At 59.4% G+C, this 14,158-nt stretch carries 9 protein-coding genes and 1 tRNA gene; 3 read left to right on the top strand and 7 right to left on the bottom strand.

The annotated features are described in order from the left end of the window. Positions 1 to 167: 167 nt before the first annotated feature. Positions 168 to 245: transfer RNA gene (locus V3C19_RS11110), tRNA-Asp, on the bottom strand. 385 nt (positions 246 to 630) lie between these two features. Between V3C19_RS11110 and V3C19_RS11105 the strand changes: the two genes are divergently transcribed. Then, complete coding sequence (locus tag V3C19_RS11105) at positions 631 to 7,539, top strand: autotransporter domain-containing protein (RefSeq protein ID WP_330937096.1); 6,909 nt, start codon at positions 631 to 633, stop codon at positions 7,537 to 7,539. Between the two features lie 271 nt (positions 7,540 to 7,810). Here V3C19_RS11105 and V3C19_RS11100 read toward each other — a convergent pair whose 3' ends face one another. Beyond that, positions 7,811 to 8,380, bottom strand: a complete 570-nt coding sequence (locus V3C19_RS11100; RefSeq protein ID WP_295875561.1) for a YdeI/OmpD-associated family protein — start codon at positions 8,378 to 8,380, stop codon at positions 7,811 to 7,813. A 227-nt stretch (positions 8,381 to 8,607) separates the two neighbouring features. Between V3C19_RS11100 and V3C19_RS11095 the strand changes: the two genes are divergently transcribed. Further along, positions 8,608 to 9,354, top strand: a complete 747-nt coding sequence (locus tag V3C19_RS11095; RefSeq protein ID WP_295875564.1) for a L,D-transpeptidase family protein — start codon at positions 8,608 to 8,610, stop codon at positions 9,352 to 9,354. Positions 9,355 to 9,619: 265 nt separating this feature from the next. On the opposite strand, the gene V3C19_RS11090 is transcribed toward V3C19_RS11095, so the two are convergent. Further along, positions 9,620 to 10,501: a diaminopimelate dehydrogenase gene (locus V3C19_RS11090; protein WP_295933635.1), complete on the bottom strand. Its 882-nt coding sequence runs from the start codon at positions 10,499 to 10,501 to the stop codon at positions 9,620 to 9,622. Positions 10,502 to 10,705: 204 nt separating this feature from the next. Here V3C19_RS11090 and V3C19_RS11085 point away from each other — a divergent pair, with 204 nt between their 5' ends. Next, complete coding sequence (locus tag V3C19_RS11085; protein WP_231863900.1) at positions 10,706 to 10,852, top strand: entericidin; 147 nt, start codon at positions 10,706 to 10,708, stop codon at positions 10,850 to 10,852. Positions 10,853 to 11,010: 158 nt separating this feature from the next. Here V3C19_RS11085 and V3C19_RS11080 read toward each other — a convergent pair whose 3' ends face one another. The 4 genes from V3C19_RS11080 to V3C19_RS11065 form a co-directional block, all read right to left on the bottom strand. Continuing rightward, on the bottom strand, positions 11,011 to 11,160 hold the full coding sequence (locus V3C19_RS11080) for an entericidin (RefSeq protein WP_130083258.1): 150 nt from the start codon (positions 11,158 to 11,160) through the stop codon (positions 11,011 to 11,013). Between the two features lie 204 nt (positions 11,161 to 11,364). Further along, a complete protein-coding gene (locus tag V3C19_RS11075) occupies positions 11,365 to 11,967 on the bottom strand; it encodes a DUF4126 domain-containing protein (RefSeq protein ID WP_130083257.1) in 603 nt (200 codons plus the stop codon). Between the two features lie 7 nt (positions 11,968 to 11,974). Then, positions 11,975 to 13,480 carry a flotillin family protein gene (locus tag V3C19_RS11070; protein WP_067571030.1) on the bottom strand — a complete coding sequence of 502 codons (1,506 nt, stop codon included), beginning with the start codon at positions 13,478 to 13,480 and terminating at the stop codon, positions 11,975 to 11,977. A 33-nt stretch (positions 13,481 to 13,513) separates the two neighbouring features. Continuing rightward, on the bottom strand, positions 13,514 to 14,047 hold the full coding sequence (locus V3C19_RS11065; protein ID WP_130083255.1) for a hypothetical protein: 534 nt from the start codon (positions 14,045 to 14,047) through the stop codon (positions 13,514 to 13,516). Between the last annotated feature and the right edge of the window lie 111 nt (positions 14,048 to 14,158).

Genomic DNA, 14,158 nt, shown 5'->3' with positions numbered 1-14,158 from the left:
CATTTCCAGTAAAACATGCTTCCCGTAGAATATGCCGGATTGGCAGGAAGTTTTCCATATGCCTGAATTCGGACCGGAAATGTTTTTTCGAAAATGCAGGATGATGGAAAAGCTCCGGAGAAGGCACAAAAAAACCGCCCGGAGGCGGTTGTTTTTGCAATGCAAGGTGGCGAAGCGGACGGGGCTCGAACCCGCGACCTCCAGCGTGACAGGCTGGCGCTCTAACCGAACTGAGCTACCGCTCCATGACCTTGGATTGTCCCGCCTTGCGGCAGGGACGTGGAGGCTTATACAGGCACTTCCTGGGGAATGCAAGACAAGAAATCACTTTTTCCTGCATGCGGGATGCGCCGGATGGGAAAAATGGAAAAAATGCTTGCACGGATTTAAAATCCGGAAATGTTCAGGAATGAGGCAGATAACAATTAAAATATTGATAGTGGCTGTGTTTGAAGGGTAGGCCGTCGCTTTTCCTTTTTTGTACGGTAAGCCGTTCAGTTGTCTTAAAATGCTTGCCATCAAAAATTGTCATTGACTCCGGATTTTAAATCCGTTACTTACTATTAGTAATATAGTCTGGTATATAGATTAATTATTCATTATCAATAAATTACTGTTATGCGTCCACATTTGCCTCTCTCTCTCTTGTCCGCCCTTCTGGCCTGTTTCATTTCTCCTGCATGGTCTGCCTATACCCTGAATGATAACGGAGAAACGACCATTTCCTTTTCCGACGATCAATATACGATTAAGGTCCCGGGCGGAGAGCCTGTGGCGCAGGCCGAATCTCCGGGGATCATTTATTTCACGGATATTACGGCGGCCGGTACTTACGAGGGGGAATATGAGCGCACGCTAAACCTGGAAGGAGGAACGTACGCAGGCGTGCAATTGTGGAATCTTGAAGGAACTGTGGGAACGACTTCTCTCAATGGAACAAACAATTTCATCATCAATATCGGGAGCGGAACTTCCTTCTCTTCAGGTTTTCATTTCTTGAGCTGGTCAAGGGAAACTCGTAATGTGGCGGCGGATATTACACTGAATGTAGACGCAAATGCCGGTACCATTCCGGGATTGTCCATCTTGGGAGACGGTAATAATGCCGCACATAAATTTGTTACGACGGGCACTGTTTCCGTTACCGTGGATGGGGGAAACTGGACGGGGTATCCTAGTATGGGTTTTTGCCTGGCTTTGGGCCTGGAGAGTTTTTTGCATACGGGCAATGTTAATTTTACCGTCAATGGAGGAACTTTTGCAACTGCTGTTTCAGCCGGCTCCGGTCGCGGAGGGGCAGGCCAGGGCTCCACTATTTTAGGGAATGTTGATCTGGGCATTACAGGTGGAACGTTTAATGACGTTGTGTCCCTGCTGGGGGCGGGCATCATTAATTATGGTAACGAAGAAGAAGGAAAAAGCTACGAGGGCAGACTGAGCATCAGCGGGGGCGTGTTCAATGCCAATATACTGGGGCTTGGGAAAGGCAATGAAATCTCCGTCAAGCAGAACGCGGCGGTCTTCCTGGATATCAGCGGAGGAACCTTTAATGAAAACGTATTTGCGCAGGGGGCTACCACTACTATTACAGGCGGCACGTTTGCAGAAGGGAAGAAGCTGTTTGCAGGTAGCATGGTCAACAGGTCCACCCATAATCTGACCTCCACCAATATGACCCTGGATCTTGGAGGCAGCTCCACAGCGACCATGATTGCCGGGGGAACCTGGGTGGAAACGGCGGACAGTACGGTCAACATCACCGGTTCTACCAATCTGACTATTAAATCGGGGACGTACACGGGCCAGATCTGGGGCGGCTCGGTCGTCAACGGGACCGGGACCTCCACCATCAATGCCAATATCGGCACCGCCAATGTGACGATCGAGGGAGGGAGCTTCCGGGGGGCGCAGATTTCGGCAGGTTCCTATGTGGAACGGGGGAATACCACATCCAAACTGACTATCGGGGAAGCCAACCTGACCATCAGGGGAGGGGCCTTTACGGACACGGCCATCTATGCCGGTGGCCAGAAGACGGGCAGCACGGGCCACGAAACGACGCTTGCCAACGTGACCATTGAAGGCAACACGGCCACTTTTGAGGGCACTACGGCCATCTCCGGGCAGGGCCAGGGGGATGTGGTGACCCGCAGTGTGCTCAACCTCAACGGGGTGACAAAGTCAGACATGTTTGCCACGGCGGCGGTGACCGGTTTTGACGAGATCTGTGCAGGCGCGGGGACGGACGCGGTGATTGCCAACGCGACGGTACTGGACGGCCGCAGCGCCTTTACCAAGAGCGGGGAGGGCAAGCTGACGCTCTCCACGGCCACGGGCTATGACAACGCTCTGACGGTCTCAGGCGGGGAACTCCACTTCGGATTGGCGGATGGCGTAACTTTCGGCAACTCCATCACGATGGGCGGCGGGGCGCGTCTCTCCTCGGCGGGCAACATGACCCTCTCCCAGGCCTCCGGCCTGACGCTGGACCTGACGGGGCTGACTTCCTCCAGCGCTCCCCTCATCCAGTCGGGCGGCACGCTCTCCTTCAATGAGGCCGGCACGCTCACGCTGACCATCAACGGTGTGGACCAGACGATGGAAAACGACTACAAGCTGATCACGGCCGACAGCTTCGGCACGCTGACGGCCAACAATTTCCTATTTGATTCCAGCGCTCTTTCCGCCGATTACACGTATGCGCTGGAACTTACAGGCAACACGCTCTACCTGCGCGTCAAGGCGCTGGGAGAAGCCCTCAACTGGAACGGTGGAACGGCGGGCACCTGGGTGGCTGATGGAGGCGAGGACATCTGGCTCAACAAGGACAGTGAGACCGTGACCTACGACAGCACGCTGGCGGCCAGCTTTGAAAACCTGTCTGGAGTGGCCACCTCTGCGGTCACCCTCAGCGGAGAAATCAGCTCGCCGCGCATCACGGTCAACAACACGCAAGGGGAGCTGGGAACCGCCTACACTTTCTCGGGAGACGGAGCCATTGTGGACGGTGAGGGAGGAACCACGGAACTGGTCAAGCGCGGCACGGGCGAGCTAACCATTGAAAACACGGGTACCAACACCTTCTCGGGAGGCACAACGCTCATGGAAGGTACCCTCAACCTCAATGCGGCCCAGGGTCTGGGCACGGGAACGGTAACGCTGTCCGGGGGAACGCTGGTGCTCAACACGACGGGAACGGCAGACGGCACGACGGGCCTGGTGGCGACCAACAAACTTATTTTTGCCGGAGGCACATTCATGTACGGCACGGGGGCCCTCCAGGACATCTCCGGCCTCATTGACGCGGGCGGCACGGGAGCCGTGCGCATCAACACCAACGGCAACGACATCTCCTGGGCCTCCTACAGCCAGGAACTGGGGAACAAGGCCCTGGTCAAGCTGGGCGACGGAGAGCTGGACATCTCGGTTACTGCCGCGGCTTCCGGCGAAACCGCCTACACGGGAGCCATGACCGTAGATGGAGGCCAGCTTACCTATAACATCACCCTGCCTGCGGGATCTACCTCCACCCGGATCTGGAGCGGAGCCATCTCCATTGCGCAGGGAGCCACTCTGCAATTCAACGAAGCGCGCGCCGTCAACAGGACAACGGTATTTACTCTTTCGGGAGCCATCAGCGGGGCAGGGGAGCTCATTCTGGGCCATACGGAAGGCACCAACCCCGGCGGTGGGCGCTACCAGGTCAGCGGGGATAACACCAGTTTCACGGGCACCTTCAAGCTCGTGGGCAACGGCACCAATACCGACTGGAACGAAGTGGGCTTCTCCAATGCGGAGGCGGTGGGAGGAGCCAGCCTGGAACTTGACGGGCGGGGCTTCTTCGTAAACGGCAACGTCACCGTAGGGGCCGACATCCACGTCACCGCGGCCGGGAGCTGGCTCAACGGCAACTCCAACCAGACGCTTACTCTGTCAGGGGATCTGACGAGTGAAGCCGGGGCCAACTTCGGCCTGCCTGCGGGCGCCGGCGTCAATCCCACGATGACGGCCATCTTCACGGGCGATCTCACCGGCTTTACAGGCACTCTGCACTCCGGTCAGGGAAATGCGATCCTCTCCTTCGGCGCGGGTGACGCGGCCGCCACACAGGCAAGCGGGGAATTCCTGAAAGCCGTCTCCCTGGGGGGGGCTGGCACCTACCGCGTCAACTACAGCGGCACGGGCAAAGATCTTCTTTATGCGGGCAACATCATCGACACGGCCAGGCTCAACGTCCAGGGAAGCGACAAGCTCATCCTGACCGGGGCGAACACGTCCACGGGAGAACTCTCCATTGCCCAGAACTCCTCCGTCCAGCTGGGCGACGGAACCGGTGACAACGCCGCCTGGGCCGGAACCATTAGCGGAGCGGGCAGCCTGGTAGTCAACACCGCGGGCACCTTTGCGGTGGGCGACAGGGCCAACAACCTGACCGGCACGCTCACGCTGGCCAACGGCACGCTCAACCTCTCTGATGCGGCCGCCACCACCAACATCCTCATCCAATCCGGAGCGTTGAGCAATGCCGGTAACTACGCCGGAACGGCCACGAACCGGGTGCGTGTCCAGGCCACTGCCGACTCCGGCAACATTGCCCTCGGGGGGCTGGATGCGAGCAAGCTGGGAACGGTTGCCACCACCACGGCAGGCACGCAGATCACCGGCCTCAAAAACGGCTCCACCTGGACCGTCAGCGGGACGGACAACAAATTGGCCCTGAGCGAGGGCAACATCTCCGGCGACCCGTTCACGGGAGCGGATGCCCTCATCCAATTTAACGGAACGGGAGACAACCTGGGTAGCATCTCCTTTGCAGAAAGCTCCACGCTCACCTTGAACCTTGCCGGCGTCATGGAGAAAATGAAAACGGCGGGCGGCGACCTGGAACTCCTGCTCACCAACGGCGGCTTTGTGCAGGACCTGGGCACGCTCAAGAACCACATCACGGCCGATCCTCTCTTTGCCGCGCTGGGCTTTGGCATCGTGGACGTCAATGGAGGCAGCATCGTCATCTCCGGAGACACGGACCTGGTTTACGTCTCCTCGGTGGACGGCTCGGGCAGTGCGGAAAATCCGGTCACCAACCAGGCCCTCAACTTCTATCAGACGGTCATCGTCAACGAGGACCTCTACGTGGAATCCGACGGCACCATGGTCATTAAAAACCTGACTGCGCCGGGAACCAATCCGGGGCAGACGGGCACGGGAAGCCTCATTGTCACCAACACGGCGGACAGCAAGGGAAGCATCGAGCTGCAAAACAACCTCTTCCATGAAGACACGGGGGTGGACACCAGCTTTGCCGGAAACATCGGCGGCCTGGCCGGGGCGGCTGCCAATACGGACCTGGTCAAGACGGGGGCCAACAAGCTCACGCTGGAAGGAACGGTCAGCCTGGCCGGGGACATCATTGCCCGGCAGGGCACTCTCCAGCTCGACGGCACGGCCCATGTGGAAGCCCTGCGGCTTGATTCCACGGATGCGGACTCCCTTGCGGCAATCGGCGTCGGAGGCAGCGTGACGGCCAGGACGTTGTCGTCCGGCACCAACGGCGGCAACCTGGTGATCGATTCCTCCGGGACGCTGACGCTCACGGGAGAGGCCGAAGGCATTGCCAACACGCATATCAGCGGAGAGGGCACGCTTCACCTTGCGGAAGGCGCTTCCCTGGGGCTGGCCGCGGACAGTACGCTTTCCGGCGTAGTGCTGGAGCTGGACGGCTCCCTCAGCCTGGAGGCGGACAGCAGCGCAGGGGGCCTGAAAGGCTCCGGCGCCCTGACGCTCAACGGCCAGACCCTGAATATCCAGGCGGCCTCCGGCCGGACGTACACCTTTGAGGGAACGCTTGGGGCCGGCACGCTGGACGTATCCGGCGCGGGCACGCAGGTTCTGCGCAGCTCCGGGGCGGATACGGGCCTGACGATCAGCGGCGGGAACCTGGTTCTCCAGGGCAAGGCGGATGTGGAGGAAGCCCGCCTCTCCTATGGCAAGCTGGTAAACAACGGCAATCTGACCATCCAGGCCAGCGACAACGCGCTGACCGCGCTCAACACCACCCTCACCGTGGACAGCGCCGCCTTTGGCAGCGGCTCGACCACCACCTTCACGCTCAACTCCGACGGAAACCTGGCGGAAAGCTTCATCCAATCCAGCGGCAGCATCGTGGTGGAAAACGGAGCCTCCTTCCACGTCACCACGCTTCCGGGAATCAACATCACCTGGAACCCGGGCAACCCGATGGAACTCTCGCTGATGGAACTCACCGGAACGGGAGACATCACGCTGGGGGACCACACGCTCACGGTAGGCGGCCTCTTCCTCACCTACTACAAAAACGCGCACTTGGTGCATGAAGGCAACAAAATCCTGCTCAAGGCCGAGGAACAAACCGACAACCCCTACGCGACCCTGGTGGACACGGCCAACTCGCTGGCCGGCGCCAACCTCGTCTGGGGAGCGGCGCGTGCCGGACAGGTGGACGAATATCTCACCGGCTTCCTCTCGGCCATCAACGACGATCTGGTCCACAACCCCGGAGCCATCCCGCGCAAAATGGCCGCGGCGGCCGGTTCCACGGTCACCAGCCTCTCCATGGCCCAGAGGGACGCGCTGCGCGACCAGATGAGCTGGCTGCGCAACCGCACCAACCAGATGGGCGTCAACCCCGCCTACATCAACGAAGACCTCCCCTACTTCCACATGTGGATGCAGGGGACGGGCTCCTACGCCCAGCTGGACACCAGGGGGGATGAAAGCGGCTACAAACTCACCTCCTGGGGGGGCACCTTCGGGGTGGACGTGGACCTCAGCGACTCCTTCACGATGGGGGCGGCCTTCACGGCCAACTACGGGGACCTGACGGCCAGCGCGGCGGACACGGCCGACGGCCACCTGGACAGCTACTACGCCAACCTCTTCGGCCGCTACCAAAGCAAGCGCTGGGCCCACACGCTCATCCTGACGGGCGGGTGGAACGATGCCAAACTCAACCGGACGGTGGACTACGGAGCGGGCAGCTACAGGACGCAAGGCAACACCAACGGCTGGGGAATGGGAGCGATGTATGAACTCACCTACGACATCTACCTCAACGAAAACAGGAGCAGCATCCTGCAACCCCTCTTCAACGCCTCGGTGGTCACCACGCGCATGGACGGCTACCGTGAAACGGGAGCCGGCAGCATGGGGCTTGATGTGGACAAGCAGGAACTGACGACGGGGACACTTGCCTTGGGGGGCCGGTGGATGGGTCTTGTAGGCAGCAACATCTTCGGGAGGGAAGCGCTGGCGGAACTGCGTGTCAACGCGGCCCAGGACCTGGGCGACAGACGCGGGGAAGCCAATGTGGGACTCCTGGGCAACCCGGGCTTGCTGCAGAGGGTGCGCGGAGCCAAAGTCGGCCGCACGGCCGTGCAAATCGGAGCGGGCCTGAGCGTGCCGGTAGGGACGCAGGGAACGGTCTTTGTGGACGGCAACGCGGACATCCGCAACGGAGCCAGCTCGGTAAACGGAAGCATAGGCTACCGCTACGACTTCTAAAAAAGGTTAAGGCGCCAGGGGAGCGGCGGAAACGCCGCCTCTGCTGGAAAAAACCAGGGCCGCTGCGGTTCATCCGCAGCGGCCCTGGCTGTGCAAAGAGGGGGAGGGGAAGGAAATGGACTTAATGGACAAAGTGGACTTAATAGACGGAATGGACCCTATAACCCCTATGAGCCCTATGAGCCCTATGAGCCCTATGAGCCCTATGAGCCCCTAATGAACGAAACAAACTTTGAAGAGAAAAAACAGCTTAAAAAAACTATTCCGTTTTTTATTCTTCTAACAGTCTGCCTCCGTCATGCCATTCTCCGTACATCCTGTTGGCGCGGGTATGTTCCAGAAGCTTTTCCAGGCGGCTTTTAAACAGGTCCGGCTGGTTTTTCTTGATCTGGATGGTATCAATGCGTACATGGCGGTACAGACGCGGGAAGTTCAGAAAGTGGGCGTATGTTTCCGGTTCCCGGCGCAGGGCGTCCAGGATTTCGGAATCTATTTGGAAGGCTTCCGGGGCCATGTCCGGCAGGCAGTCCATCCCCCGCGGCGTCATCAATCCCATTCTGAGCAGGCGGCGGACGCGTTCCTTGTTTAGTTCCGACCACTTGCTTCCTTTGGCCCTCGGAGAAAGACGCTGGGCCAAATGCCCCTCCGGCGTCTTTTTGCGCGTGCTGTCAATCCAGCCGAAGCAGAGGGCCTCCTCCACGGCATCCAGGTAAAGAACGGCGTGCGGAGAGGGTTTGCGGGTGATGGGAATCCAGCAGGATGAGGCGGTGAGATGGTGCTTTTCAAGCCATGCTCTCAATTCTCCGCGCGTAGTGATGGGAAGCAACTGGTCAATGTCCATATCGCATGAGGTGAAGGGGGAGAATCATTCTGAGGCCGTGCACATTTCCGGTGTGTTTTCCCTGGAAAAGGCCGTTGCGGTTATTCCGGCTGTGTAAGCCCGGCTATGGAACAAGTCAATGCCAATCAGGGGGAAGGGAGTGTCTTTTTCTGGGACGGTTTTTACAACATTAAAAGAATCAGTTGTTTTCTCCTTGTAAAAACAGATGGGAAAGCTATACGTGTTTCATGAAGAAAAACGTGCTGCTGACCGGGCTGGGGCTGGTTCTGGCAGTTTGTGCGGTTATGGTTTCCAGGATGGCGTGTGCCAATGATACAGACAGCCGGGCTTCCGCCGCCCGCGAACGGGTAACGCCCGTCCTGAATTCCTTTCTGGGTCCCTGTGGAGCCAGAGTGGGTTCCCCGGTGTTCCTGCGTGCCGTGAAGGAGGATTCCCTGCTGGAACTCTGGGTAAAGCCGGACAAGGGAGAGCGCTACGTACTCGTCAAACGCTATCCCATTGCCGCATGGTCCGGAGAGCTCGGTCCCAAGCAGAAGGAAGGGGACAGACAGACGCCGGAGGGATTTTATGAGGTGGTTCCCACCGGATTGAATCCGCGCAGCAATTACCATTTGTCCTTCAATATCGGTTATCCCAATTCCTACGACCGTTTCCTCAACAGGACGGGAAGTCTGATCATGGTGCATGGCAGGGACGTTTCCATCGGATGCCTGGCGATGACGGACCCGGGCATTGAAGAACTTTATACGATGGTGGAACAGGCCCTGGCGGCTGGCCAGAAAAGCGTGCCCGTGCAGATATACCCCTTTGTGCCGACTCCGGCACGGCTGATGCAGGAAAAGGATTCCCCCCATGCGGCATTCTGGTCCCTGCTGGCCCGCGCATGGAACTGGACGGAAAACCGCCACGCCCCGGCTCCGGTGGTGTTCAGGAACGGCAGCCTGGTTTTGGACAGTGACGCCCCATGTTCATGACCTGATGAGGGGCCAAGGAATCCATGAATTGCGGATGAGGCGATTCTTCGGACGGGTGCGGACAAACTGTTTTAAGGGTGTGTCTGCCAAGCATTGCCCGGGCGCTTCCTGCATGGAATGGCGAATAACGGCAGAATGGCTCTGCCGGGCTGCCATTTGAAGGAACAAGGGCGGAAAAAAGCCCCGGAACGGCAAGAATCCATTCCGGGGCTATGGAAAGACCGTCTACGCGGAGAAATCTTCTCCATGCAGGGCGCGCCATTCGTTAAACCAGTTGTGCGATCAGTTCTTCGCGGTCGCCCGGCAGGAAGTCCATCGGGGCGATTTCCGGCAATGTGTAGCACCCGGCGCCCAGCTTCATGCTGGCGCGTGCGGAGGCCACCATGACCTGGGCGGTCAGGGCCGGATTGTTGATGCGCATTTCAAATTTGAACATCTGGTTCTGCGTGGTTCCGGAAACGCCCTTGCGCTCCATCAGTACGCCGTGGCCCATGTCCTTCAGCGCGTCGATGTCCGGCACCTGCTGCACGCGGGTGTCATCATGGCTGAAGTAGGAATCGGACTTGATGGCAAGTTCGACGTCGGAAAATTTCGCGCCTTCTTTCAGCACCACGTACACCATGCGGCGGTGGACGCCGGAACCGGTGGGGATGGTGAGGGAAAGGGCGTCTTCCACGCCTTCCTTGGATCGCGCCACCACGCTGTGGCCCATGCTCATGCCGGGGCCGAAGTTGGTGTACGTGATGCCCTTGGGCGCCATGGCCAGCATCATGGAACGCATCACGGAATCGGTGCCCGGATCCCATCCGGCGGAAATGACGGCGACGGAGTCGTGCTTGATGGCCTGGGCACCCAGGGAGCGGCGCAGGTCCACGATCTTGTCGTGAATGTCGAAGCTGTCCACCGTGTTGATGCCGCGGGCGAGCAGGGGCAGGGCCGTTTCTTCCACGCTGCGGGTGGGGGTGCACAGCAGGGCGACGTCCACGTGCCCCAGCTCTTCAATGTCCGCCACGGTCCTGATGCCGTGAACGGGTTCGTTGCCGGGGCGGCGCACAATGCCGACCAGTTCCATATCGGGAGCGGCGCGCAAGGCGTCCACGGAGTACTTCCCGATGTTGCCGTATCCTACGATGGCTACTTTGATCATCTTGGTAAATGGTATGGTTCAGGGAGCCGGGGGCAGGGTATCTGCCGGAGTGTTTCCCTCCCGTTGACGGCTGTCATTTAAGCTTTGTCTCCGGGGTATGGCAAGAGCGGAGAATGACAGGTGGAGCTGTGCGGCATCATTGTGTGTTATTTGAACGGGAAAGCTCTGGAGGCAGTCTGAATCCTCGGAAACTCTTCCAATGAAATGATGAAAACCAAATTAATTATTTTAGGCGTCGCCACCCTTCTTGGGTGTGTTTCCTGTCATACGATCGGCGGTGTGGGCAGGGATGTGGAATCCGTCGGCAACGATATCAATTCCGCCGCCCGGGCTACAAGCCGTGCCATGTAGGACGGCTAACCGCTGAATATTCAGAAGCCGCTTCTCCGGAAAGGGAGAGGCGGCTCTTTTGCGGAAAAGATGGACCTTTCCGCTTGGATCGCATTCCAGGGGGTGTGTGCCGGAACGGGAAGTGTTCCGGAGTGGAGTTCCGAAGGCCGGGAGGCTTTTTACTGCTGCATGGAGCGGCTCGTGGCCTGGGAAGCGCTGTCTATTTTGCTGCCCATGGATTCCACGTCCTTTCCGATGCCGCTGATGGTGTTGCAGGAGGCAAGGCCGAGAGCCGCTGCGGAGGTCAGAAGAATGAGTTTGATGTTCATGGCGGTAGAATGAAATGTTGAAGGCCGCATGTTATCCCGCTTCCGTTTCCTTGTCAATGAGTCGAATGGTTGAAAGGGGGCTGAAGGGAACCGGAACGCGCCTCCCGGTGCTGAAGCTGGGCGGAATGCCGGTTTTCCGGAGGCACGGCGCTCATGGTTTGAGAGGGTTTTCCCCTCCTCCCGGGCGAAACATGGCATTTCGTTTCAGTCCTGAACTTCCACTTTGTCCGGAGTGCCGGCCTGTGCCAGTTTCCTTTTCAGGGAGATGACGAACCTGACCAGCAGGTAAATGGCCGCTCCCAGCAGGAGGACGGCCAGAACGGGCAATATGCAGGCCAGGATGGAGACGAGGGAGGCGGATACCGTTTCCGCCGTGGAGACCGCGGAATTGCCCAGTCCTCCCGTAGCGGCGGAGGCCGCCGCACGAATGGCCGCCATGCTGCCATGAATGACGCCCGCCGCTCCTCCGCCCGCAATGGCGGCCAGTCCCCACTGGAGCATGGGATCCATGTGGCCGATGAATCCGGCGGCCAGGATGGTGCCCGCGATGACGGCGGCGGGCGCTCCCAGTACGTCCAGCGTATTGTCAATGACGGGAAGGTAGTACCCTGCTATTTCCAGCAGAGTGGCTATGGAAAGCGTGATGAGGGCGGGAGTGCCGCCCAGCCATGCGAATTCCGGAGTAACGGTCAGAAAGCCCCCGTGGATGGCGATGGAGGCCACCAGCAGGGGCACGAAGATACGGAAGCCGCAGGCCGCTCCCAGCCCGATGCCGAGCAAAACGCCCATGACGGCTTCCATATTCATCTGAAAATCAGCTTAGTTTGACGGTGGTTTCCGTGGTCCCGGCCTGAACCGTAGCGGCAGGGGCTGGGGCGGGAGCAGGGGCTTTTTTCCCGTCCGTGGATTTGCCCAGGAAGGAGGGCAGTTCCAGCCCTACGCTTTTGCCCAGTTCATGCAGGGGCAGCGTGTCTTTCACCAGGTTCTGGACGAATCCGCCCACGGAGGAGTCTCCGCCGTTGCCCATCACGATGACCTTGTCGAATTTCAGGCCCTTGACGGCTCCGGACTGGAGTTCCACGATTCTGGTGAGCTGTTCCGTTACCAGGAGGTTGGAGGCGGCGTCGGAAGAACCGGCTGCCTGTACAATCTGCCGGAAACCGCTGGCCTTCCCGGCCAGCACGGCCTCAATGGCGGCGGCTTCACCGCGGCCCACCATTTCCATGCCTTCCCCTTCCGCCTTTTTCTTGAGCAGGGTGGCCTGGGCCTCGCCCTCTGCAAGCTGGCGGATGGCTTCCGCCTCCGCCTTGCGCTGGATGAGCAGGGCCTGGGCCTTGCCTTCCTGTTCCAGTTTGAGTACTTCCGCAGTGGCCTGGGCCTGTACTTCCCTCTGGCTCTTTTCGATTTGGGCGGATACCAGGATGTTGGCTTCCTGGGTGGCGCGCTCGCGTTCGGCACGCTTCAATTCCGCTTCCTTTTCAGCCTGGTAGGCTTCTTCCAGGGTCTTGGCTTCCTGCACCTTCTGGGCCACTTCCGCCAGCTTTTTGGCTTCCGCCTGCTTCACTTGCAGCTTGGCGGCGGATTCCGCAATCTTGATCTGGGCCTCGTTCTGCCCTTCGATGGCGACGGCGCGGGCGTTCGCCACCTGGACGGTCTGGTCCTTTTCCGCTTCCGCCTTGCCGATTTCACCGCGGCGGGTTTCTTCCGCCACCTTGATGGTGGCGTCATTGATGGCGCGCGCGGCGGCTTCCTTGCCCAGGGCGTTGATGTAGCCGGAGGCGTCCTGGATATCCGTGATGTTGGCGTTGATGAGGTGGAGGCCCACCTTGTGCAGTTCCACGTCCACGCCTTCCGTAATGCCCTTGATGAGTTTTTCGCGGTCGGAGTTGATTTCCTCAATGGTCATGGAGGCGATCACCACACGCATCTGGCCCATGATGATTTCCGCGGCCAGGTTGCGGATTTCCTCCCGGGTGCGGCCCAGCAGGCGGGCGGCGGCATTCTGCATGATTTCCGGCAGGGTGGAGATGCCCACGATGAAGGAGGAGGGAACGTCCACGCGGATGTTCTGGGAGGACAGGGCGCCCTGCAAGGGCACGTCAATGTTGATCGGGTTCAGGTCCAGGTAGCTGTACGACTGGAGCACCGGCAGCACGAAGGTGGAGCCGCCGTGGTAGCATTTGGCGGGCTGTCCCGTGCCCACCTTGCCGAAGACAATGAGGATTTTGTCCGGCGGGCACATGCGGTAGCGGCTGAACAGCCAGGAGGCCGTCAGGATGATGAAGAGAACCAGAATGGCAATGGGTATTATCTTATCCATGGTGTTGTAATATGGGTGGTATGTTTGGGGTTGTTAATGAAGAGGTTTTACGGTGACTATGCCGGCGGCGACGGAAACCACCTCCACTGGCGTTCCGGCCGGAAGCGTTTCCTCCCCCTCCTGAATGGCCGGGAGGTACAGAAGCTGGCTGGGGTGGGCGATCGTTACCTGGCCGCCGCGCTGGCGGCCGCCGGGAATGCTGATGTACACGGAGCCGGTCATGCCCTTGAGGGTTTCATAGTTCAGGGTTCCGTCGGACTTGAGGCTCATGATGAAGCGCATGGATATGCCGATGATCAGGAACATCAGGATGCCCGTGAAAGCGGCGGCGGCTATGGAGGCGGCCATGCCCCAGCCCAGACCCTGGGCCAACACGCCGCCCCAGCCGAAGCCCAGGAAGAAGCCTATGCCGGATTTGACGGAGAGCAGCCCTACGTCGGCGCCTCCGGAATCCGCGTCAAAGTCCAGGTCATGTTCTCCCAGGCCGAAGAGGGACAGGAGGAACAACAGCGCGCCTATGCCTGTCGCGGCAATGGCGATGATGAAAAAGATGGAGTAATCAGTCATAGGGTGGATTGATTAACAGGAGTATCCATGTTTGCCGCCCGCTTGTCTATGGAAAAAGGAGGGCGTATCCGGATTCCTGCCGGGAGGGAAGCGTTCCTTCCGCCGTGTTCC

This window comes from Akkermansia sp. AE01SA01 (assembly GCF_036417395.1).
Classification (GTDB): Bacteria; Verrucomicrobiota; Verrucomicrobiia; order Verrucomicrobiales; family Akkermansiaceae; genus Akkermansia.
Note: the sequence above shows the minus strand (reverse complement) of the source record. Positions and strands in the feature narration are given on the sequence as shown.

Coding starts and splice junctions, on each gene's coding strand:
- V3C19_RS11100 (WP_295875561.1), bottom strand. CDS start 8,380: ATGGACATTGACCAGTTGCTTCCCATCACTACGCGCGGAGAATTGAGA.
- V3C19_RS11095 (WP_295875564.1), top strand. CDS start 8,608: ATGAAGAAAAACGTGCTGCTGACCGGGCTGGGGCTGGTTCTGGCAGTT.
- V3C19_RS11090 (WP_295933635.1), bottom strand. CDS start 10,501: ATGATCAAAGTAGCCATCGTAGGATACGGCAACATCGGGAAGTACTCC.
- V3C19_RS11085 (WP_231863900.1), top strand. CDS start 10,706: ATGATGAAAACCAAATTAATTATTTTAGGCGTCGCCACCCTTCTTGGG.
- V3C19_RS11080 (WP_130083258.1), bottom strand. CDS start 11,160: ATGAACATCAAACTCATTCTTCTGACCTCCGCAGCGGCTCTCGGCCTT.
- V3C19_RS11075 (WP_130083257.1), bottom strand. CDS start 11,967: ATGAATATGGAAGCCGTCATGGGCGTTTTGCTCGGCATCGGGCTGGGA.
- V3C19_RS11070 (WP_067571030.1), bottom strand. CDS start 13,480: ATGGATAAGATAATACCCATTGCCATTCTGGTTCTCTTCATCATCCTG.
- V3C19_RS11065 (WP_130083255.1), bottom strand. CDS start 14,047: ATGACTGATTACTCCATCTTTTTCATCATCGCCATTGCCGCGACAGGC.